The organism is Marinoscillum luteum, assembly GCF_044005705.1.
In the GTDB taxonomy this organism is placed as follows: domain Bacteria; phylum Bacteroidota; class Bacteroidia; order Cytophagales; family Cyclobacteriaceae; genus Marinoscillum; species Marinoscillum luteum.
The window spans coordinates 1-20899 of record NZ_JBIPKE010000007.1; the positions used below are offsets into that span (position 1 = coordinate 1).

16 protein-coding genes are annotated in these 20899 nt (G+C 45.8%); 9 read left to right on the top strand and 7 right to left on the bottom strand.

Annotation, left to right across the window (positions count from 1 at the left end):
* Nucleotides 1-270 precede the first annotated feature (270 nt).
* The 7 genes from ACHKAR_RS00460 (at nucleotide 271) to ACHKAR_RS00490 (ending at nucleotide 9016) form a co-directional block, all read left to right on the top strand.
* Nucleotides 271-3471 carry a SusC/RagA family TonB-linked outer membrane protein gene (locus ACHKAR_RS00460; protein ID WP_395415726.1) on the top strand — a complete coding sequence of 1067 codons (3201 nt, stop codon included), beginning with the start codon at nucleotides 271-273 and terminating at the stop codon, nucleotides 3469-3471.
* Between the two features lie 6 nt (nucleotides 3472-3477).
* Nucleotides 3478-4905 carry a SusD/RagB family nutrient-binding outer membrane lipoprotein gene (locus ACHKAR_RS00465; protein WP_395415727.1) on the top strand — a complete coding sequence of 476 codons (1428 nt, stop codon included), beginning with the start codon at nucleotides 3478-3480 and terminating at the stop codon, nucleotides 4903-4905.
* 19 nt (nucleotides 4906-4924) lie between these two features.
* On the top strand, nucleotides 4925-5653 hold the full coding sequence (locus ACHKAR_RS00470) for an immunoglobulin-like domain-containing protein (protein ID WP_395415728.1): 729 nt from the start codon (nucleotides 4925-4927) through the stop codon (nucleotides 5651-5653).
* The gene (locus ACHKAR_RS00475; protein WP_395415729.1) at nucleotides 5637-6161 is read left to right on the top strand and encodes a hypothetical protein; all 525 of its coding nucleotides are present in this window, start codon (nucleotides 5637-5639) and stop codon (nucleotides 6159-6161) included. The genes ACHKAR_RS00470 and ACHKAR_RS00475 overlap by 17 nt, the downstream gene beginning before the upstream one ends.
* A gap of 201 nt (nucleotides 6162-6362) precedes the next feature.
* On the top strand, nucleotides 6363-7766 hold the full coding sequence (locus tag ACHKAR_RS00480; RefSeq protein WP_395415730.1) for a hypothetical protein: 1404 nt from the start codon (nucleotides 6363-6365) through the stop codon (nucleotides 7764-7766).
* Nucleotides 7767-7914: 148 nt separating this feature from the next.
* Nucleotides 7915-8418 carry a hypothetical protein gene (locus ACHKAR_RS00485; RefSeq protein ID WP_395415731.1) on the top strand — a complete coding sequence of 168 codons (504 nt, stop codon included), beginning with the start codon at nucleotides 7915-7917 and terminating at the stop codon, nucleotides 8416-8418.
* A gap of 109 nt (nucleotides 8419-8527) precedes the next feature.
* Nucleotides 8528-9016, top strand: a complete 489-nt coding sequence (locus ACHKAR_RS00490; RefSeq protein ID WP_395415732.1) for a hypothetical protein — start codon at nucleotides 8528-8530, stop codon at nucleotides 9014-9016.
* An 18-nt stretch (nucleotides 9017-9034) separates the two neighbouring features.
* Here ACHKAR_RS00490 and ACHKAR_RS00495 read toward each other — a convergent pair whose 3' ends face one another.
* The 3 genes from ACHKAR_RS00495 to ACHKAR_RS00505 are packed head-to-tail and all read right to left on the bottom strand — an operon-like array spanning nucleotide 9035 to nucleotide 10787.
* Nucleotides 9035-9724, bottom strand: coding sequence for a DNA alkylation repair protein (locus ACHKAR_RS00495; RefSeq protein ID WP_395415733.1), 690 nt, complete (start codon nucleotides 9722-9724; stop codon nucleotides 9035-9037).
* Entirely contained in the window at nucleotides 9725-10204 is a 480-nt protein-coding gene (locus ACHKAR_RS00500) for a hypothetical protein (RefSeq protein ID WP_395415734.1), read from the bottom strand. It lies immediately after the preceding gene.
* 31 nt (nucleotides 10205-10235) lie between these two features.
* Nucleotides 10236-10787, bottom strand: a complete 552-nt coding sequence (locus ACHKAR_RS00505; RefSeq protein WP_395415735.1) for a YfiT family bacillithiol transferase — start codon at nucleotides 10785-10787, stop codon at nucleotides 10236-10238.
* Nucleotides 10788-10898: 111 nt separating this feature from the next.
* Here ACHKAR_RS00505 and ACHKAR_RS00510 point away from each other — a divergent pair, with 111 nt between their 5' ends.
* Together ACHKAR_RS00510 and ACHKAR_RS00515 are read left to right on the top strand one after the other, a co-directional pair.
* Nucleotides 10899-12284, top strand: coding sequence for a TlpA family protein disulfide reductase (locus ACHKAR_RS00510; RefSeq protein ID WP_395415736.1), 1386 nt, complete (start codon nucleotides 10899-10901; stop codon nucleotides 12282-12284).
* A 315-nt stretch (nucleotides 12285-12599) separates the two neighbouring features.
* Nucleotides 12600-16460, top strand: a complete 3861-nt coding sequence (locus ACHKAR_RS00515; RefSeq protein WP_395415737.1) for a two-component regulator propeller domain-containing protein — start codon at nucleotides 12600-12602, stop codon at nucleotides 16458-16460.
* Here ACHKAR_RS00515 and ACHKAR_RS00520 read toward each other — a convergent pair.
* From ACHKAR_RS00520 to ACHKAR_RS00535, 4 genes are all read right to left on the bottom strand, one after another.
* Nucleotides 16457-16669, bottom strand: coding sequence for an RNA-binding S4 domain-containing protein (locus ACHKAR_RS00520; RefSeq protein ID WP_395415738.1), 213 nt, complete (start codon nucleotides 16667-16669; stop codon nucleotides 16457-16459). The genes ACHKAR_RS00515 and ACHKAR_RS00520 overlap by 4 nt on opposite strands.
* 764 nt (nucleotides 16670-17433) lie before the next feature.
* On the bottom strand, nucleotides 17434-18843 hold the full coding sequence (locus ACHKAR_RS00525) for a PAS domain S-box protein (protein WP_395415739.1): 1410 nt from the start codon (nucleotides 18841-18843) through the stop codon (nucleotides 17434-17436).
* Nucleotides 18843-19280, bottom strand: a complete 438-nt coding sequence (locus tag ACHKAR_RS00530) for a response regulator (protein ID WP_395415740.1) — start codon at nucleotides 19278-19280, stop codon at nucleotides 18843-18845. Before ACHKAR_RS00530 ends, ACHKAR_RS00525 begins: the two co-directional genes overlap by 1 nt.
* The gene (locus ACHKAR_RS00535) at nucleotides 19277-20788 is read right to left on the bottom strand and encodes an ATP-binding protein (RefSeq protein ID WP_395415741.1); all 1512 of its coding nucleotides are present in this window, start codon (nucleotides 20786-20788) and stop codon (nucleotides 19277-19279) included. The genes ACHKAR_RS00530 and ACHKAR_RS00535 overlap by 4 nt, the downstream gene beginning before the upstream one ends.
* Between the last annotated feature and the right edge of the window lie 111 nt (nucleotides 20789-20899).

Sequence of the window (20899 nt, forward strand, 5' to 3'; positions counted from 1 at the left end):
CTTTTGCTTCGTTTTCTTTGGGCAAGCAAAGAAAATGAAGGGTAAGTGGCCAATCAACTAGATTGAGGTATATAAGGTATCAGATCACAACTTCACCATCCATCTTTAATGCAATCTCCCCACAGGAATTCCGCTTGATCCACCAGAGCGGCTGAACCAGCCAAAATCATCTTACCCCTATGCGGTTTGAGGTTCTTTTTTACAATTAATAGCAAAAAGACTCCACTAAGATTACGCTGTTAAATAATGTAAACCTAAACACGGTAGTTTATGAGAAAACTTCTACTTATCGCATGTTTGATCATGCTCCAGGGCTTGCTATATGCCCAGGAAAGAACGATCTCCGGACAGGTGGTGGACGACAATGGTGAGTCCCTCCCCGGAGTGAATGTAGTGCTGAAGGGGTCCACCCAGGGAACCATCACAGATCTGGATGGTAACTATAAGGTACCCTTAAATGGTGATGATGATGCGATTCTCGTGTTTTCATTTATCGGGATGCAGACCAAAGAACTTCCCGTTGGGGGGCGTTCGGTACTGGACGTGACCCTTTCTCAGGATGTGACTCAGCTTACTGAGGTGGTGGTCACGGCATTTGGTGTGGAGCGCGAAAAGAAGGCGCTGGGTTACTCTGTGCAGGATGTAAAGAGTGATGAGCTTACCAAGACTGATCAGACCTCAGTGCTTAATTCCTTGCAGGGAAAAGTGGCTGGCGCCCAGATATCTAATGCTGGTGGGGCCATTGGTAGCTCCACGCGTATTGTACTGCGAGGACCTACGTCATTGCTGGGTAATAATCAGGCCCTGATTGTGGTGGATGGTGTACCTATCAATAATGGTACCTCCAACAACGTACAGGCCTCTGGCAACTTCTATGATAACATAGTGGATGCCGGGAACCGGGCCAATGACATCAATCCTGAAAACATCGAGTCTGTGTCCGTACTGAAAGGCCCTGCTGCTGCGGCGCTGTATGGCTCCAGAGCAGCCAATGGTGTGGTGCTGATCACGACCAAGAAAGGCACGAATACGGCTGGAAAGACCAATATTAACTTCAATTCATCCTATACCTGGTCCAAAGTATACATCATCCCCAAGATGCAGAATAAGTTTGGACAAGGGCAGTTTGGAGACAATCAAAACTATCTCTTTGATCAGGAGAGTTGGGGTGATGCCTTTGATGGCAGCTTGCGCCCCTATGGAGCGGTGGTGAATAACATTCAGCGCTACAAGCCCTACGAAGCCCTGCCATCCAACGTGCAGGATTTCTGGGAGACCGGTAATACCTTTCAGAACTCACTCTCATTGTCAGGAGGAAATGCAGATGCTACGTATTTCCTTTCTTTTAATGACATGCAGCAGAATGGCGTGATGATCAATACTGACATGAGAAGGAACAATCTGACCTTCAATGGTAGCGCCAACCTAGGCGATAAGGTGACTACTTCAGCCTCTATCAACTACGTACGCACCAAGGCCAATTTGCCCATGATCGGTCAGCGAAACCAGGCCCTGGCTCAGGTATACAATATGCCACGAGACATGAGTGTGGTAGATATGAAGGATTTGGATGATCCTTTCAATACTCCTGATGGCTTCTTCACATCCTTCATTGTCAATCCTTATTATTCACTGAAGCGGGATTTTAGTTCGCAGGATATGAACAGAATCTTTGGAAATGTACAGTTGGCCTATGCCCCTGTGGACTGGATTAGCGGTACCCTGAGGGTAGGTTCGGATGTGATAGCTGACCAGCGAAATACCTATCATGATCTGGTACAGTATCAGCCAGGTAGCCCAAATGCCGGCGCAGCGTTTAACTCAGACGGGGAGTATACTGAGCAGCGACTAAATACCCGTGAGATCAATGTGGATGCGATGGTCAATGTGAACCGTGACCTGATGCCGGATTTACAGCTGAACGTGTTGGTGGGTTACAACTTCAATCAGCGCGAAACAGACAATCTTTTCACGACGATCGATGCACTCACGCTCCCACGTTTTCCAAGTTTGTCAAATGTGAGTGGTTCGTATACCTCAGGAGGCATAGCCACCAAGCGACGACTTTATGGGGTTTACGGCTCAGCAGACCTGTCTTACAAAGGCTATTTGTTTCTGGGCGCAACTTACCGTACCGACTGGTCTTCTACTTTGCCACTGGATAACAACTCCTTTTCGTACCCCAGTGTGAATTTGGGATTTGTCTTCACCGATGCATTCGAGATTACCAACAATATTCTCTCTTTCGGAAAAGTAAGGTTGAGCTATGCGGAAGTAGGAAACGACGCAGGGACCTACCTGACCAACTCGGTGTTTCAGCAGACCAACATAGGAGCCAGCTTTGCCACCATCCAGTTTCCATTCAACAATGGAACGGTGATCGTGCCAGGATTTAGCGAAGGCAATACCATCGGTAACCCCAATCTACAGCCAGAGATTACCAAGGCGTATGAGGCTGGTATTGACATTCGCTTGTTCAATGGACGAGTGGGCATAGATGCGACGTACTACAACAGTACTTCTGAGTCACAGATCCTGAATACTTCGGTGGCGCCATCTTCAGGCTTTACCACCCAGGTGGTGAATATTGGTAAGATCTCTAACAAAGGAGTGGAGCTACAGCTCAACACTACCCCTTTGAAGATTGGTGCTTTCCGTTGGGATTTGTCTGTGAACTACACCAAAAATGTGAACAGGGTTGAAGAACTGGATCCGGGTAACACGGAACTGGTACTGGTGGCTCAGGGCCTTACCCCGGGTCTGAAACTGGTCATAGGCAAGCCATACGGAGTTTTTGAGGCTACTCAGGCATTGAAAACAGCAGATGGAAAAGTGGTAGTGGGACCGGATGGAATCCCGTTGGATGATCCTGATCCGGTAGAAATTGGGTCCATTCAGCCTGATTGGTACGGAGGTGCTACTTCTACATTCTCCTACAAAGGCCTGTCATTGGGCATTACGATGGACACCAGACAAGGTGGAAAAGTGGTGAGCTCTACTGCTGCACAGCTCTACTTTGCTGGGTTGGCCGAAGAGACGGCCTTCAATGACCGGGAGGAATGGATAGTGCCCAACTCAGTAGTACAGACTGGTACTGACGATGATGGAAATCCCATCTACTCACCCAATAGTACGCCACTTACCATGTATGGCACAGGCAATGTGCGAAACTACTGGTCGCAGATTCAGGGTGGGTCCCGAAATGAGGCGGTTCTTCTGGACGCCTCTTACCTTAAACTGAGAGAAGTAGCGCTGAGGTATACCATACCCACAACTCTTATCAGCAAGACCCCTTTCAAAGGAATCACTGTAGGAGCGGTGGGTAGAAACCTGTGGCTACGTACTCAGGGCAACAACCACTTCATAGACCCGGAGGCAAGTGCATTTGGTAACGGAAATGCCCAGGGTTATGAATTCCTTGGAATCCCTCCACAGGCTACTTACGGCTTTGACTTAAAAATCAAAATATAATCGATTATGAAAAGCATCTATAAATCAATCATTGCATGGGTCATGATGTTTGGCTTCTTCTCTTGTGGAGATGACATTCTGGATATCAACAAAGACCCCAATAATCCGGGCACCTCTACGCCGCAGCTGACCCTGCCTTCAGGGCAGGTGGCCCTGGCCGTGACCCTGGAGGCAGATTACAACCTGATGGGCGCTCACCTGGCTCAGTATTGGACTCAGGGCCCCACGGCTTCTCAGTTTTCTTTTCTGGAGCAGTATAACATCACGACCAATAGCTACAATGGTGCATGGTCTCGCATGTATGCTTCAGCACTGGAAGACCTGGAGTTTGTGAGAAAGGCTGCCATAGAAGATGGCACCCCTAATTATGCTGCTATCGCGATGTTGCTGCAGGCTTATTCCTTTCAGATTTTGGTCGATCTGTATGATCAGATTCCATATACTGAAGCCCTTCAGGGTAAGGATGGCTTGCTGGAGCCAAAATTTGACGATGGTGAAGCGGTGTATGATGATCTCATTGTGAAAATCGATGCGGCGCTGGATATGATCGATATCTCCAGTACGGCGGTCACTCCGGTAGGGGACGACCTCATCTATGGCGGGAATATGAGAAAGTGGATTTCCTTTGGCAATACGCTGAAACTCAAAATCTACATCCGCCAGTCTGAGGCCAGACCATCGGTAGCACAAGCGGGTATACAGGCGATGTATGATGCTGGAGCCACATTCCTCACTCCGGGCAATGACGCCCTGGTGAGCTTCACTCCAAACACTAACAATCAGAATCCGCTCTGGCAGATATTGAATCAAACCACGTTTCAGAATATCGTGGCCAGTGCTACTTCCATACAGGAGTTTATCAACAATGCCGATGACCGGATCAGTGCATACTATGATGTGTCGCCCAACACCAATACCTATGTAGGGTTGCCACAAGGCACGGGCACTACCAGTGGTGATCAGTTTGCGGACTTCTCCGCTCCTGATGGCAACACGGTGATCAATGCCGATGCTGATGTGATTCTGATCTCCGGGTATGAGAGTCTTTTCCTTCAGGCAGAGGCTGCTGAGCGTGGTTGGGGTACTGGTGATCCAAAGTCACTCTACGATCAGGCAGTGATGGCTTCCTTTAGCTTCCATGGCCTGGATGGCAGTGCGCTGGTGAGCCCGGGAGGCAATTACGAGTATGATGGCGAGTTGAGTACCATCTACTATCAGAAGTGGCTGGCGTTTAATGGAAAACAGGGATTTGAAGGCTGGAATGAGTGGCGAAGAACGGGTGTTCCCGCTTTGAGTCCATCCATTCAGGGACAACCCCTGCCCAATACTTTCCCGCTCCGGTTAATCTGGCCAGCTAATGAGACGGCTACTAACCCGAATGCTCCGGAGCTGGAAGCTCTCGATGCACCGGTATGGTGGGACAAAACATTTTAATCACTAAAAGGACGATCAAATGAATTATATATTTCAATCAAGAATATGGGTACTCCTGCTGCTGTCAGTGGGGTTCCTGGCTTGTGAACCGGACCTGGACTCTGAGGATGTGACAGCCGGAGTGATTCGCTTTCCCTCTATCATTCTGAATGGGGACAATCCAATCGCCTATGTGGCGGGAGAAGCGAGTGCTATTACCGACCCTGGTGTGACCGCCCTGTTGGGTACGGATGACATCACCAGTCAGGTGGAAGTGACAGGCGTGGATGGCGTGGATTTTGACACTCCGGGAATCTATCCGATCAACTATTCGGTGAGTACCGTGAATGATCTGGGAGATGAAACTACTGTGACCGAAACACGCTACGTACTGATAGCTTCTGAAGATATATCGGGCATAGACCTGACGGGAGATTACTTCTCCATCAGCCGGTCTTTCAGTGGTGCATCTTATGGACAGCTCATGTCAGTGCGCAAGCTCGGCACGGGATATTTTGCCTGCACAGATGTATATGCTCATCCCGCAGCGGAGAACGCTGGTCGTTTTTTTGTGACCAGTGCCACTGAGGGGATCCTTCTGCCGCAAAGTGCCAGTGAGACTATTTTTGGTCTGGAAATGTTTGGTACTGTGGACATTCAGATCGGTAATACCAATCCGGATGATTACAACATTTCTTTCAATCTGGACCTTCCTGCAGCTTCTTTTCAAACGACAAAACCCTGGACAAAAAATGAAAACGTTAACTAATTACCTGTCTATGATGGTGCTGGCTGTACTAGGTACAGCCTGTGTATCAGGAGGGTTTGATGAAAATCCTCAGTTGGATGAGTTGGAAAATGCCCTGAAGAAGGCACCAAAAGTGGAATCCATATCGGTCAATGGTGTGGTTGTGGAGAAAAACACCCAGTCCCAACGACAGGTGGATGCTAAGATCGGTGATGTATTGAAGCTGGATGCCGTTTTCAGTAGTGGAAAAGATGCCCAGCTGACCGAGTTGGAGTTTTTCAGACAGTACTATGGAGTGATCTACCCGCAGGAGGCCCCGCATCCGGTGGATTCGCTCACAGATGGCTTCTATGACTTATCTGGTTTGGAGAGCTCGTTTTCTTACGAATATACGGTGCCTGAGGAGGATGATGAAGGATTTCATTTTGAAGCCGGAAACATCATTACCATTCAGTACCGTGTCAAAAACTCCCTCGATAATTACGGCTATCGATCACTGGTGATTCGCCTCGTGGATGAGGAAGAATAGCAGGTCAAATTACTCACTATCCATTGATCAGGAAGAGCCTCCCATTGGGAGGCTTTTTTTGTTGGGGGAGGGGGCAAGATAATTGTGCGGCTCCATAGCTAACAATGGTTTGATCAGGATAGAAAAAAACCTACATTTGGTAACGTTACAAGCGACTAACAAACATCAAGGTGTTGTTAGCCGGTTGTTGGGCATAATTGTATGACGGAGAAAGAGATTCAGAACTATATATGGAAGAATCGAGCAAACTGGAGAGACCTTATTTGCGAAGCAGACTTTTCTGAGAAACCATCTCATTCGGATGAATCATCCATTTTAACCCTTGATGCTCAAAACTTGATTTACTCTAACGTTATTTCACGTTTAGAGCAACTCTATGAAGAAGTAATTGACCTTGAATTATTTGGAATCGAAGTTTCATTATCTAAGAAACAAGATTCGACAATTCGAGCCGATTTTTTGGGTATGCGTCCAGGTGCTCCTGGTATCTCAATTATTGAATTAAAAAAAAGCAAACAAACTGAAAGAGAAGCCTTTACAGAACTATTGGCTTATTCCAACCATATCAATTCTCTTTTTCCAACACATACCAAAGATGACACACTTCTGGTTCTAATTGCTCCATTTAAGGTACGAACTGTCAGAGAGGCATTTTTGCAGACTTTATTATTTGAGAAGAAAAGAGTATTTGTACTAATTCCCGAATTTGAAAATGATAAGGTTGATTCGTTGAGACTTAAACCATATATTCCAAGCTTTGATGAAGTCGTAAATTTATCCGAAGCAGCTTTTGCCAAGAGAAATTTTGATGTTAGAGTAATTGTATGGTATGACACTCCAGAATTTTGGAATAATGAAGAAGGCGAAACAGGCAAAGCTGAAGACCCAACCGATTGGCAAATTGCTCTTATGAATTCAGTTAGTGCCCATGCAGCTCAACTCATGGAAGAAAAGCAAATACATGGTTTTGTTTACACTTCTCAAAGCTGGCCAGAAATAAAAATGCCCCTACCTAACTCTTTGGTATTAGTCGGCCTTAATCCCTATAAAGTAGCCAATGATCTCTATTACTTGGAGAATTTTAAAGACATAAAATTGAAAGATATTCCAACAATTGGTTCCTTCAACACCCCTGACTTAAGAGCATATATATCGGGCCTCAATTCAAAAGACAACAATGAAATCCATGAAAATGAAAATTATGTTGAATGGTTAAATATGGTTTGGGAATCACACCTTTATCGTATAGGAATGGAAGTTGTGAGACTGGTTAACTTGAACGTACATGAATCTGAAGTAATGACAGACAGAGGTATCATGACTTGGGAAGATTATGAAAGTAATTTTATCGAAAATATAGCTTGCTTTAATTATGACATCCGACCAACAGGATTGATTAGAGAACTTTTCTGGGAGACAACCCGAATAGATTATAATTATTGGAGAGCCAACAAAGAACATCCAATTCAAGGAGATATATTCAATTGGGCAGCTGAAACATTAATTAGTCACTCATTTTTTAGTGAGTTCTTAGATCGCATGTTTGGAGACCCACATGGAATAAGAGATTTGGAAGATGAAATTGAAGATGATGGTGAAGACTAAACTATGCCCAATATATGATATAGCACATGCCTCTACTGAACTACTTGATACTGAACCTGAAATCGAAACTTTAACGATATTTGACAGACCAGAGGCACGTGCCATATCTGGTCGTTGTGGTGCATGATGCCAAACCAAAATTCATCAAATGGGATTAAGTAATTATTCTGTAAGTCTAACACTCAAATCGAATGAACCCCTAGAAGAAATGGGAGATTTCGAGATCTTTAGAAATATTTTAACGCTGCAGGATTCTGACGAGTGTTTTCTCCATATTTCAACTGAACTTGGATACTTATTTCATTCAGAAAATCAGTTCAATAACAAATTCAGGTCACAATATGGGAAAATTGAATACTCAGAAATTTTATCCAAAGAAACCTTAGAAAAACTTGGAACTCTTCAAGATGCTAGGCCGTGGTTTGAATCAAACGAACTAACTCTAATCGATTCAACTGATGAAGACTTTGAAATACTGGAACCTCAGAAATTTGGATTGTTCCTTTTGGACTTAAAAAGGTATTTAGAGAGGTTTAAATGGAACACGGAGAAACCTCCAATGATGGGAAAATTGGACGAAGTGAACTTATTAATTCTTCTTGCCAACTTCTGCTCCAAGAATAACGTGCAAATGAAGATGATTGAAGCCTGAAAACGACACCACAACATACGCTTTGAATGAATGGGGTTTCATCGGTCAAGAAATTTTCATGCGGATAGGAAAGTCCACCACGCCCGCGCGGCCCTTAAAATTTGAAACTATGAGACAATTAATAATTGTACTAATTATTCTTTCCTGCCTCACTGGATGTAAGGAGGAAAATACCGATGGGATTTTTGTGAGTATGAATGTTTTTCTATCATTAAAAAATGATTCAGGGGCTGATCTTTTAAATCCCACCTCCGAAAATAGTATCTCGGCAGATGACATTTCTGTCTACTATTTAATTGATGGGGATGAGGTGCTTTTCAATGAACCACAGCTAGACTATCCTGGAGGATTTGCCATTGAATTTGATCAATCCACTGGGATCTACATATTAGATCTATTTACTAGCGACCACACCAACAATGAATCCATTGCGACGACAATAGTGAAAATGGAGGGAATGGATTCCATAAGACTGGATTGTGAAGTCAAGAAATATTCAAACGGAAGTATGCAAGCAGTTAAGGTGTATTATAAGAACGATTTGGTTTGGGACAACGACCGTGATAAAAGTTCAAGGTATCTGGAAATCGTACTTTGATGAGGTTTCCCCCCGGAATTACCCCTTTCTCTCCAATATTCTAAGGGCCTCCCGGCGGCTGAGTGGCGCCAGTGGAGTTTCCTCTACAAAGCGGATTACCCATTCGGGGTGGGTCTTGGCGTATTCGCGCAGCACCCAGCCAATGGCCTTATTGATGAAGAATTCCTTCGAGCCAAGGAGTCGGTGAATGACAGATCTGAGCAAGGCGCTATCTGTATCCTCCTTGTACTTCAACTGAAAGAGGATGGCGGAGCGCTGTAGCCAGAGGTGACCAGAGGAAAGCCATTTTTCCACATATTCCCCGCGCGTCTGCGGGTAGCGGAGCAGGTATGACCCCATGAGTTTATTGGCAATATGATCCACGGTATCCCACCAGGAGTGATGCGCCACCATGTACTCATAGAGTGCCATATCGGTGAGTTCTGGCTGGCGGAGGTACTTGCAGGCAAGCTCCTGAGCAAAGTGATGGTATTCCCGCTCCGGTTTTGCCCACAGGGCTTTTACCAGCCCAGGGAGGTCCTGCTTAGGCGGTAGGTATTTTTTGTCAAGAAAGGGTTTTTGTACCGCTTTGCGTACCGGGGAGGTCAGCCCATAAAAACGAAATTGATTTTTGAGATAAGCCTCCTGCTGAGCGGCAATTTGAGGGTTGGCATGCCGCACAAATTCACTTTCCAGTGTGAGGAGATATTCCTGAATGGCAGCGTTCATTTAATCCTTCAGGCCTGAGAGTTCCGCGCGTTCTTTGGGAGAAAGCCCCGCTTCTTCTGAGATGCGGTAGGCAGTAGGCATTTTCATCAGGAAGATGACCAGCACCACCAGCAGCACCGCCATGTTGTAGAGGTTGCCGGTGATGAAACATACCACTACCGCCACGAGCCCGGTGGCTTCATAGAGCCCCATGCGCACAATATTGGCCGTTTGAAAGGCTGCCACTTTGGTTCTCAGATCAGTGCTTTGTGCCAGACCTTGTTTGAGGGTTTTCTTAAATAAAACTGACGCCACTATGGCCGCAAAAAGGAGTACAACCGGTGGGAGGTAAAGGAGAAATTCCTGATCCTGGGTAGAGCCGGTGGGGGCCTGGGCATTGAGTACCAATACCACCACACCGAAGAGCAGGCAGCCACCCATCAGGGCAGTGTGGATGATTTTGGTCGTTTTGAGGGCGTTGGATGCTGAATAGTTTTCCATGTGTTTTTGAGTTTGGCTGAAGTTAATGTATTTAGAAATTAAATCTGCCTTGATGATCAAGGGCCAGCTGTATGTGGGCGAGGTGGTGACGGCAGTGCCAGTCATAGGTGCCGATGGTCTCTGCCAGGGTAAATGACTTGCCGTGTTCCGGGTGTACGTATGTCTTCTGAAGGTCCGCATTAGAAAGTGCAGAAATCAGCTTTACCCACTTGCCATGAAGTCCTTTGAGCAAATCCTGTGCATTGCTGATGTCATCATCCAGTGAGTCGGGCAGCTCAGCCCAGCGATCTTCGTGATAGGGCCGTATGGTCGGAGATTCTTCAGTGAGGGCCAGTTTGAAGCGCATCATGGAGTTCATATGACTGTCTGCACAGTGATGTACCACCTGTTTGATGGTCCAGCCTCCCGGGCGATAGGTCCAGTTGAGTTCCTGCTGGGAAAGCGAACGGGTCAGGGTGGCCACTGCTTCAGGAAAAGCGCCAATCGTATCTGTCCAGTGCTGAAGGTGGCTGGGGGTGATGGGTGCGGGTTTTGTGAACTTACCCACGGGGTACTTCAATTGCTCAATTGCTTCGGTAGTCATAGAGGTCCGTATTTGAAATCAAGGATATTTAATTATTAGCAATAAATAGCGATTGGTTTGTGGATTTTCTGAGGGGGAAATGATAATTTCAACCAACCAAAGTTCCTGACTATGATCAAACTAAACAACTGGGCCCAACTATCAGTGGTGTTACTGCTCTGGGCTTGTGCACCCCAGCCCGAAAAAGTGACAACTACCATCTCTGGCGAGATCATCAATCCGATAGGAGACGTGATCACTTTCCGCTTGGGAGGTGATCGGATTACCGACACGCTGGATGCAGATAATAAGTTTTCCACGGCATTTGACATCACTGCTCCTGTTGACATTGTATTTGGCCATGGGGGAGAGATCACCTACCTCTACCTGCGTCCCGGAGACCAGCTCTACCTCACGCTGGACCCGGCAGAGTTTGATGAGTCTTTGACCTATAGTGGCAAAGGCGCCGAAATCAACAACTATAAAGCAGCCATGGTGTTGCTCGGAGATTCACTTTTGAGCACAAGAGATTTGTACAAGATGCAGGAAGACCAGTTTCTGGTAGCGTTGGATTCCATTTCGGCCATTGAGCTCGGTTATATGGCTGATTTCAACATTGATGATGCAGCGTTCATCGCCTATACCCGTGAAAATAGCAAGTGGTCAGACATAGTGACCAAAATGAGGTATGAGGGTGCTCACCGTTCTTTGCTCGACCTGGATTCTTTTAGTGTTTCTGACACTTATTATGATTTTCAGCTGGCGCTGGATGTCAATGACACCTCCCTGCTGAAATACCCTGCATTTAGATCTTATGTGGATGAAAGTATTGAAAAAGAAGCTTCCAGGGGCTATTATGCCCGGGCAGATGAATCCGAAGATTACTCTGGTTTTTATGTGGAGGCCATCAATGCCCTCATTCAGGTGCCTTCTTTGAAGGAGCAACTGATGTATGAATTTGTTTCGGACTCCTATTCCTATTTTCCTGTTGAGGTAAGGGACGAAATAGTAGCTGCCTGGAAAGGGCTCAATCCGGATCCGGAGCGGGTCGACGAGATTGATCAGATGATCGCTGAGTTTCAGAAGTTGGAACCCGGCAATCCGGCACCGGACTTCCGGTACGTGAGCATAGACGGGGACACCCTCACCATGGCAGATTTCAAGGGGAAGCTTGTGTATATAGACGTATGGGCTACATGGTGTGGCCCTTGTATTGCAGAGCATCCACATATGGAAAAGCTGCAGCAGCGATTTGAAGGGCAGGATGTGGCGTTTGTGGCGGTGAGTACAGATAGCTCGCCGGATCCCTGGAGAAAAATGGTCAATGAACGAAAACTCGGAGGTATCCACCTCTATGCACCAGGGGCATGGCAGTCTACCATTATTACCGATTACCTTATTCAGGGGATCCCAAGGTTTATTCTCATTGATAGAGAAGGAAATATCATAGATGCCAATGCCGCCAGACCATCTGGCGATATTGGTGATCAGCTGGAGGCTCTATTGAAGTCAGCTTAGGTAAAAGAATCAAAACGGGACTATCAGGTGCTATTTCTGGAAAGGGGTAGCACCTTTTTTGTGCCCGTTCGGTGGACGAATCCCATCGTTCAGCCATTGTGTGTCGTAGGTTTTAGAGCCTTTTGATAGCTTGCAGATATCCCCTGATTAAAGGCTAACGGTACAGGAAGATTAAAAGAAATTTTAGGAATTTTTTAATATTGATAAATACATCTTTCATCGATGTTTTGCTTAGGACTGTCTACTTTGCTTTGTAGGCTATAGGAAATTTGGATATATTTCTTTCAGAAGTAACACACTTTAACCCACTACCCCATGATGAGATTCCAATGGTGCAAACAATTGGTTTATATACTATCAATAGCACTTTTCGCGAGTGCTTTTGAAGGGCACACGCAGGATATAGATCTGAAATTCACCCATCTGAATACAGACGAAGGCCTTTCGACAGGCACGGTTAATTGTGTATTCAAAGACAGTAAGGGGTTTATCTGGATTGGTACGGTAGACGGGCTGAATAGGTACAATGCCTATTCCATCAAAATCTTTAAAACCGATCCTGATGATCCCACTTCTATTGGTGGAAACATTGTTTCAACAATCGCCGAAGATCATCTTGGCAGAATATGGGTGGGTACACGAACAGGGGGTATCAGCATTTTCGATTGGGAGACGGAAACTTTCTCCCACTACAGAAATACCGCAGATCCTCACTCTCTTTCGAACAACTACGTGCGGAAAATACTCATCGACGATCAGAAAAATGTGCTGGTGGCCACCACCAGCGGACTGAACATCTATAACTGGGAAGATGACACATTTGATCGCCTGCTTCATGATCCGGCCGATAAATCTACTGTCAGCCATGATGCAGTATTTTCCATCGTTCAGGATGCGCCTGGATCGTATTGGGTGGGTACACATTCAGGAGGTGTGGACTATTTTGATTTGAAGACCAGAAGTTTTAAGCACTACAATTATGTAGAAAACTATGACATGGGGTTAACCAATCGGAAGCCACTCATGAAGGACTCGTCCGGCAATATTTGGATAGGAACAGATGGGGAAGGGGCTTACCGATATAATCCCGGCAAGGATGCTTTTACTCATTTTGAATACAGCGCCAATAAAAACGAGTTAAAATCAAACATTGTCACCTGTTTTCATGAAGATGATTTGGGTAGAATATTCATTGGAACAGATGGAGGAGGGATCAATATCTATGATCCGTTGAAGAATACATTCAGTTACGCTCAACGGAGCCTTTTTGATGAAGAAAGCATTAGCAGTGATGCCATCTATGATTTTTATAAGGATGATATGGGTATCCTGTGGGTGAGTACCTTCAGAGGCGGGGTGAATGTGTACAGTAAGTATCATTCCAAGTTTAAGTTGTATGTAGAGGTGCCGGGAGAGTCCAATAGTCTGAGCTTTAATTCGGTCATAGCCCTCCACGAGGGACGGGATGGTGCTATCTGGATTGGTACGGATGGGGGTGGTTTGGATCGCCTCGACCAGGAGACTGGGCAAATCAGACATTTCAAACATTCACCTACAAACAGAAACACCATTAGCAGCAATGTCATCAAGTCCATCTATGAAGACCGACTGGGTTACCTATGGGCGGGCACCTATGCTGCCGGTCTCAATAAGTATAACCCAAGGACAGGACGCGTGGTGCGATATATGCCCGATGCAGATAATCCCAGAAGTCTAGGTGACAGGAACGTCTGGGCCATCACAGAAGATTATGAAAACAACCTCTGGATCGGTATGCTAGGTGCCGGGCTCTCGCGTTACAACCGGGAGCGTGACGACTTTGAGCATTTTCGCCATGACCCCAATGACCCTCAGAGCATAGGTGGAAACCTGATTGTGGTCTTTCATGAGGATAAGAATCGTCAATTTTGGATCGGTACAGAAGAGGGAGGCCTGAGCCTCTTTGATAAAGAAAATGGCACCTTCAGGAATTTTGGGCATGACCCGGAAAGTACGGATGGGCTGCTCAATAGTAATGTCCGTGCTTTGCATGAGGACAGACTGGGACAGCTATGGATAGGGACAGCCAGTGGCATGAACCTGATGGATATTCGGACAAAAGTCTTAACTGTTGCCCCGGTGAATGCATTGTTGCCTAACCCGGTGGTGAATGGAATTTTGGAGGATGATCAGGGAAACCTATGGATCAGCACCAACAAAGGCCTTTCGGTTTATGATCCTAAAGAGAACACCATTCAGAATTTCTCAAAATCCGATGGCCTTCAGGGCAACGAATTCAACTACAGCTCCTCCGTACGATCCAGGAAAACAGGTAAAATGTATTTTGGAGGACTTCAGGGGCTCAATGCCTTCGATCCTCAGGAGATCAAGCTGAGTCCTTTTGATCCGAAAATAGTGATTACCGATTTGAAAGTATTTGATCAGTCCATTTCTCAGAAAGATACCCTGAATGGTCGCCAGATCATTGACAAATCCCTGGCTGAGATTTCAGAGGTTTCATTTACCCATAGAGAAAACGTAATCACCATAGAGTTTGCGGCATTGGATTACACTTCGCCCTTGCAGAATAAGTACCGCTACATGCTGGAAGGCTTTGATGAGTCCTGGGTGGAGGTGGGTGCCACCAAGCGCTCAGCCACTTACACCAATCTGGATCAGGGAGATTATGTTTTCCATGTGAATGGCACCAACAGTGATGGGGTGTGGTCCAGCAGCCCCCGAACGCTGAAAATCACCATTTTACCGCCTTGGTGGGCTACCTGGTGGTTCAGGTTGTTGGCGGTGGTAGTAGTCATTTCTGGGGGTGTATATGCCTACAAGTGGAGAGTGGGGCAGATCAAAGCGGGTCAGCGCGAACTCCAGAGGAGAATAGATGAAGCCACAGCTCAGGTGAAGGAGCAAAATGAAGCGCTTCGTGAGCAGCAAGACAGTTTGCAGGGAGCCATTGAAGATACCAATTTTGTAATAGGCGAGGCGGTGGAGTCTGGTGACTTCTCCGTGCGGATAGACGTGGAGTCCAAATCAGGTGAATGGAAGGCCCTGGGCGCTTCTATCAACCATTTGTTTGAGTCTATACTGGTTCCTTTCAATACCATCAACCGAATAGTGAATGCACTGGCCAACAGCGACCTGAGTATGCGCTATACAGATGATGCCAAGGGAGATGTATTGCAACTGAAAGACAGTTTCAACAATGCCCTCGATAATCTCTCTGACCTACTCCATGAGATCATTGAGCAGGTAGAGACCATCGGCACATCCTCACAGGAGATGTTTGTGGCGAGCGAGCAAATGAATCTGAGTACTGGTGAAATTGCTTCATCCATTGGAGAGATGAGTAGCGGTGCTCAGAATCAGGTGAGCAGGATCGACGAGGCTTCCAAGCTCATTGAGGGAATTTTAGCGTTTTCAAATAATGTAAGTCAGCAGGCTGATACCATTAATCAGGGTGCCTTGAGGGGAGTGGAGAAGAGTGACACGGGAAAGAAGCTCATTGAGAAAGTGGATCATAGCATGAAGGACATCATTGCCACCTCCAAAGACACCAATGAGTCCATCAATATCTTATCTAACAGATCGGGTGAAATCTCCAGAGTATTGAACATCATCAAAGACGTGGCACATCAGACCAACCTGCTGGCACTGAATGCGGCCATTGAGGCTGCAAAAGCAGGAGATGCCGGTAAGGGGTTTGCTGTGGTGGCTGAGGAAATAAGAAAACTGGCAGAAGACTCAGGCAAGTCTGCCAAAGAGATAGAAGTGATGGTGGTAGAAATACAAGGTGCCATTGGTGGTACTGCCAAACTGATTGGGGAAATGAGCGCCAGTATCAAAGGGGGCGAGGAAGCTTCCAGAGATGCGTCTGCCTCATTTGATGAGTTGGCTACTTCATACGCGCAGACGCTCTCTATGTCTGAGGAAATAGTGAAAGCTACCAGTCAGCAGAGCGATCACCTCAAAAAGGTGGTAGGACTGATGGAAAGTGTGGTGGTGATCGCAGAGGAGACGGCTGCAGGCACTGAGGAGGTGGCGAGCTCTTCATCCCAGCTTTCAGCGGGCATGTCTGAGTATACTCAGCGCACACAGGAAGTGTCTGAGATCGTGGAAGTGCTTAAGAGTAAGGTAAAGAGGTTTCACCTGAGCCAGCAGGAGCCAATGGAGGAGTCGGGAGATTAGGCGATTACTGCTGCCTCGCTTCCATACTCTACTTTGTCACCTGATCTGAGCTTTTTTCTTCTTCTGGTTTCTACCTCACCATTGACAGTGACCAGGCCTTCATCTATTTGACTTTTGGCTTCACCGCCCGAGGCTACCCAGTTGAGAATTTTCATTAGGTTATTGAGTTCAATATACTCTTCACCCTCTTGAAGTTTGAACGTTTCCATAGTCTGTGCAAGTTAGGGATTCTGGACCAAGCAATATTTATGTGGGGTATCACTATGTAGTTATATTTTGCAAAACCGAATTAATCCACTTTGAATTCAGAAATGTAGGGATGTAAAGGAGGGCGGGAGATCCAAGCCTTGCCCGTCCGGGACAAGTGTGAATCATTTTGACTCAAACAATTCCTAAATAAAGTAACAACCAGATGAATCAAAATGATTTTTTGCGTGCGACCGGCCAGGTTGGTGCCCTTCTGTAGGACCACCGATTGTTTTTCTTTGCCTACGCAGCCCGGGGCAAGCAAAGAAAATGAAGGGTAAGTAACAGTCAATTTGGATTGAGGTTCAAATAATGGATCAAGCAACATTAGCGTCGGATAACTCTATGTAGTTATATTTTGTAAAACCGATTAATGGACTGTGAATTTAGAAACGCTCAGGCGGGCGGGGCATCCAAGGCAAGAGTGAATCATTTTGACTCCAATAAAATTCCTAAAAAAGACACAAATACGATGAGCCAAAATGATTTTTTGCGTGCGACCGGCCAGGTTGGTGCCCTTCTGTAGGACCACCGATTGTTTTTCTTTGCCTACGCGGCCCGGGGCAAGCAAAGAAAATGAAGGGTAAGTGGCCAATCAACTAGATTGAGGTATATAAGGTATCAGATCACAACTTCACCATCCATCTTTAATGCAATCCCCCCATAGGAATTGCGCTTGATTCAGGATTCTCCTAATCTCAAACTATACTGAAATCGAGGGTGTGAGCTAGTGAATAGGAATTTCGATAGTCAGACTGGTTCCCCGTCCAATTTCGGAGTCTAGTTCAAATAGCCCACCCAGTGAGTGAATACGTGACCCGATAGCCTTCAGTCCAAAGATGGAATGGTCTTTTGCCAGGTTATCGATGCTGAATCCCACGCCATTGTCTACTACAGAGAGTCTGACAATGCTTCCTTCTAGTTCCAACGCCATGGTGGCCATGGTGGCCCTGGAGTGCTTGATAATGTTGTTGATGGCTTCCTGACTGATTCTAAACAAGATCAGGGAGATATTAGACGGTAGCCGCTTTCCACCCAGATTCTGCACAAATTTGAACTGGATAGAGCCCTCAATCTGGTCCAGCAGCTGAGTAATGGCTGCTACATAGCCTTCTTTTTCTATCTTGGCGGGCATCAACTCGTGAGCAATAGTTCTCACTTGCTCTATCCCCTCATTGAGCACTTCCATACCTTTGACGAACCTTTCTGAAGCCTCCGTGTCAAGTTGATCAAGGGCAGTTTTTATGGACTCAAAATGCATGTAGGAAGTGACCAGGGTTTGCTGGAGCCCGTCGTGCAGATCTATGGAAATGCGGGTACGCTCCCGATCTTCCACCTGATGAGCGATGGTAAGCAGTTCCTCCTGAGCTTTCTTTTTATCAGAAATATCATTGACCAGTACCAGGCGTACGTTATTTCCATTGTGCGTCAGGATGTCACTTTTTATTTCCACTGTTATCACTTCACCGTTTTTCTTAGTATGCCTGAATACCCCTTTGTAGGGAAGGAGTACATCTCGTCTGAGTACAGTTCTCTCCAACATAGGAACTTCTTCAGGAGGTCGGATGTCCTTGATGGTCATGGCAAGGAACTCATCAGTGGTGTATCCATAGTGATCACAGGCGGCCTTGTTTACCTGGATGAATTTAAGTGTGTGAATGTCATAGACCCACATGGGCTGAGGGCTTAGATGAAACAACTCCGCATATCGAAGCTCAGACTCTTTTAAAGAGATCTGGTTTTTAGCCCGTTCAATGGAATAGACAATGCTTTTGTAGAGAATGGTAGCGTTGAGATCATCTTTGAGGAGGTAGTCAGATGCACCAAGAGCAAGTGATTTGATGGCAAATCCTTCACCTGAGAACCCGGTAAGAATGATGAGCGGAATTCCTTTTGAGATGACAAGTATCTCCCGTAAGAGCTGTTCTCCTGTCTTATCAGGTAGCGAAAGGTCGAGGAGAATGGCGTGAACCTCGTGATGATCTTCAGACAAAAATGATTTGGCTTCTTTGAAGTTGACCGCCCTATGAATCTCAGGAGCGAGAATCATGTCCTGCAGGAAATCCTCTACTAAAAAGTAGTCACCGTCATTATCCTCTACCACAAGAACTATGAGTTTCTTCTTATCCTTAGCCATTAGATCTTACTTTTTGGGAGTGTAACAACCTTGATCCAAAAGCGACAAAGGGTGGAAATAGCGTTGAGGAAGTCGCTTACTTCTACTGGTTTGGTGATGTAGCAGTTGGCCGCATATTGATAGGACAAGTGTACGTCTTTTTCAGACGATGATGTGGTCAGCATGATCACAGGAATATGTTTGACAGTATCATCACTTTTAATGGCTTGGAGTACCTCATGACCGTTTTTCAGCGGAAGATTGACATCCAAAAGAATAAGGTCTGGTGCTTCTGAATTTTCGTGTTGATGGCGCTTAAATACCCAGTCGAGCGCCTCCTTTCCGTTTCGTACTACACTTATTTTATTTGCAATTTCGCTTTCTTCCAGTGCCTCAGTGGTTAGTAATATATCCCCTTCGTTGTCTTCTACTAACAATATGTGCACTGGTTTCCTCATAGGTTTTTATTGGTTGGAGTTCTCATCTTCGGAATGGTGAAATAAAAGGTGCTGCCTACACCCAATTCCGCTTCTACCCAAATTTCACCACCCAGGTTTTCAACTAATTTTTTGGTAATGGCTAATCCCATACCCGAACCCCCAAGACCCGGGTCTACCTGGTGGAAAAGTACAAATATTTTATCAAAGTGTTCTTCTGAAATACCTAAACCGTTATCAGAAACCGAAAACTCCCAGTAATCATCATGAGTGGTAGAGGAGATGGTGATGATCGGGGATGTGTCGGGCTTGTTGTATCTAAGCGCATTTCCTACAAGATTCCTGAGGATTCGTAAAAAGGGAACCTGATAGAATTCAATGACAGGTAAATTCTGGATGTTTATTTTGGCATTCTTGCCTTCAATATTTCGTTTTTCCAGCATGCACACCTCATTGACCATTTGGCGGGTATCTACCTGCTCAAGCGCGTCCTCAAGTATTCCCACACGAGAGAATTCCAGCAGATCCAGAATGATATGTTTCATGCGTATGGCTCCATCTTTGGCGAAGTGAATGTATTTCAGGGCCTTTTCATCCAGCTGATTAAGGTACTTTTTCTCAAGTTGATTGAGAAAACCAGTAATCATTCTCAAGGGCTCCTGCAGGTCATGTGACGCTACATATGCAAACTGCTCTAGCTCGCTGTTGGAGAATTCCAGCTCCTTGGCTTTTTTCTGGAGAGTTCTGTTGGCGGTATTGAGATCTTTGGTTTTCATGGCCACAAGTGCTCTTAGTCGCATGGGCTGAACGGCCAAAAACCAACTGAATACCCCCAGTAGAGCAGAAAGGAGTATCCCCAACAAGGAAAAAGTCACAGCATTTACCCAGTATTGCGGCTGTTTCATTTTCACCAATATGATCCAGTTTCCAATGGGGACTGTTACTTCACTGTAGATACCACTATCAATGGTTTGATCATGCTGAAAATATGGATTGGATTCCTTACCATCTGTATTGATTTTTATCAGTTGATAGACGAATTGATCATTCATTCCTGTGGGGTCTATATTGAGGGCTCTTATGAGTGTCTCATGTCGGATAATCACGGCAGAAAACCCCCAGAACACTCCGTCTCTGGAGATAGGTACCCTGCCTACGATTCCCTTACCTCCCTGGATGAGATTGATGGGTCCTTCAAAATATAATTCACCCCTCAGCTTTGCCTGTTCGACCTCTTCCCTATGGGCAGAATTGTTGCCAACATTATAGCCTATAGTGGCTTCATTGCCAGCCAGGGGATAGGTATTGATGATGGTGTCACCTTTCACCAGCTGTAGGGCATCAATGAAGGGGTTTTGACTGAGCAGATTTTTACAAATCGAATCAAAATTATCGCTCAGCAGATCTTTTTCCACCAGATAGGCCAATACCTTGGTAGCGGTGATACTGTGGTTGAGTGATCCTTCGAGCTGGCCCTTGAGAAAAATAGCTTCCCGCTCTGTAATGTGTAGTTCGGCAGCTTTCTCCATGTTATAGATCCTGAAAGCTATAATCTGAGTAAGGCAAAGAAGTAGAATAAAGAATGCCCACCCCATTTGTTTGGGAACTGTGACTAGCCGACCGAGGATTTTCTCATAGCT

What these genes read in the sequence shown, in the direction of transcription:
- ACHKAR_RS00460 (WP_395415726.1), top strand. Translation starts at nt 271, where the DNA reads ATGAGAAAACTTCTACTTATCGCATGTTTGATCATGCTCCAGGGCTTG.
- ACHKAR_RS00465 (WP_395415727.1), top strand. Translation starts at nt 3,478, where the DNA reads ATGAAAAGCATCTATAAATCAATCATTGCATGGGTCATGATGTTTGGC.
- ACHKAR_RS00470 (WP_395415728.1), top strand. Translation starts at nt 4,925, where the DNA reads ATGAATTATATATTTCAATCAAGAATATGGGTACTCCTGCTGCTGTCA.
- ACHKAR_RS00475 (WP_395415729.1), top strand. Translation starts at nt 5,637, where the DNA reads ATGAAAACGTTAACTAATTACCTGTCTATGATGGTGCTGGCTGTACTA.
- ACHKAR_RS00480 (WP_395415730.1), top strand. Translation starts at nt 6,363, where the DNA reads ATGACGGAGAAAGAGATTCAGAACTATATATGGAAGAATCGAGCAAAC.
- ACHKAR_RS00485 (WP_395415731.1), top strand. Translation starts at nt 7,915, where the DNA reads ATGGGATTAAGTAATTATTCTGTAAGTCTAACACTCAAATCGAATGAA.
- ACHKAR_RS00490 (WP_395415732.1), top strand. Translation starts at nt 8,528, where the DNA reads ATGAGACAATTAATAATTGTACTAATTATTCTTTCCTGCCTCACTGGA.
- ACHKAR_RS00495 (WP_395415733.1), bottom strand. Translation starts at nt 9,724, where the DNA reads ATGAACGCTGCCATTCAGGAATATCTCCTCACACTGGAAAGTGAATTT.
- ACHKAR_RS00500 (WP_395415734.1), bottom strand. Translation starts at nt 10,204, where the DNA reads ATGGAAAACTATTCAGCATCCAACGCCCTCAAAACGACCAAAATCATC.
- ACHKAR_RS00505 (WP_395415735.1), bottom strand. Translation starts at nt 10,787, where the DNA reads ATGACTACCGAAGCAATTGAGCAATTGAAGTACCCCGTGGGTAAGTTC.
- ACHKAR_RS00510 (WP_395415736.1), top strand. Translation starts at nt 10,899, where the DNA reads ATGATCAAACTAAACAACTGGGCCCAACTATCAGTGGTGTTACTGCTC.
- ACHKAR_RS00515 (WP_395415737.1), top strand. Translation starts at nt 12,600, where the DNA reads ATGATGAGATTCCAATGGTGCAAACAATTGGTTTATATACTATCAATA.
- ACHKAR_RS00520 (WP_395415738.1), bottom strand. Translation starts at nt 16,669, where the DNA reads ATGGAAACGTTCAAACTTCAAGAGGGTGAAGAGTATATTGAACTCAAT.
- ACHKAR_RS00525 (WP_395415739.1), bottom strand. Translation starts at nt 18,843, where the DNA reads ATGGCTAAGGATAAGAAGAAACTCATAGTTCTTGTGGTAGAGGATAAT.
- ACHKAR_RS00530 (WP_395415740.1), bottom strand. Translation starts at nt 19,280, where the DNA reads ATGAGGAAACCAGTGCACATATTGTTAGTAGAAGACAACGAAGGGGAT.
- ACHKAR_RS00535 (WP_395415741.1), bottom strand. Translation starts at nt 20,788, where the DNA reads ATGGAGAAAGCTGCCGAACTACACATTACAGAGCGGGAAGCTATTTTT.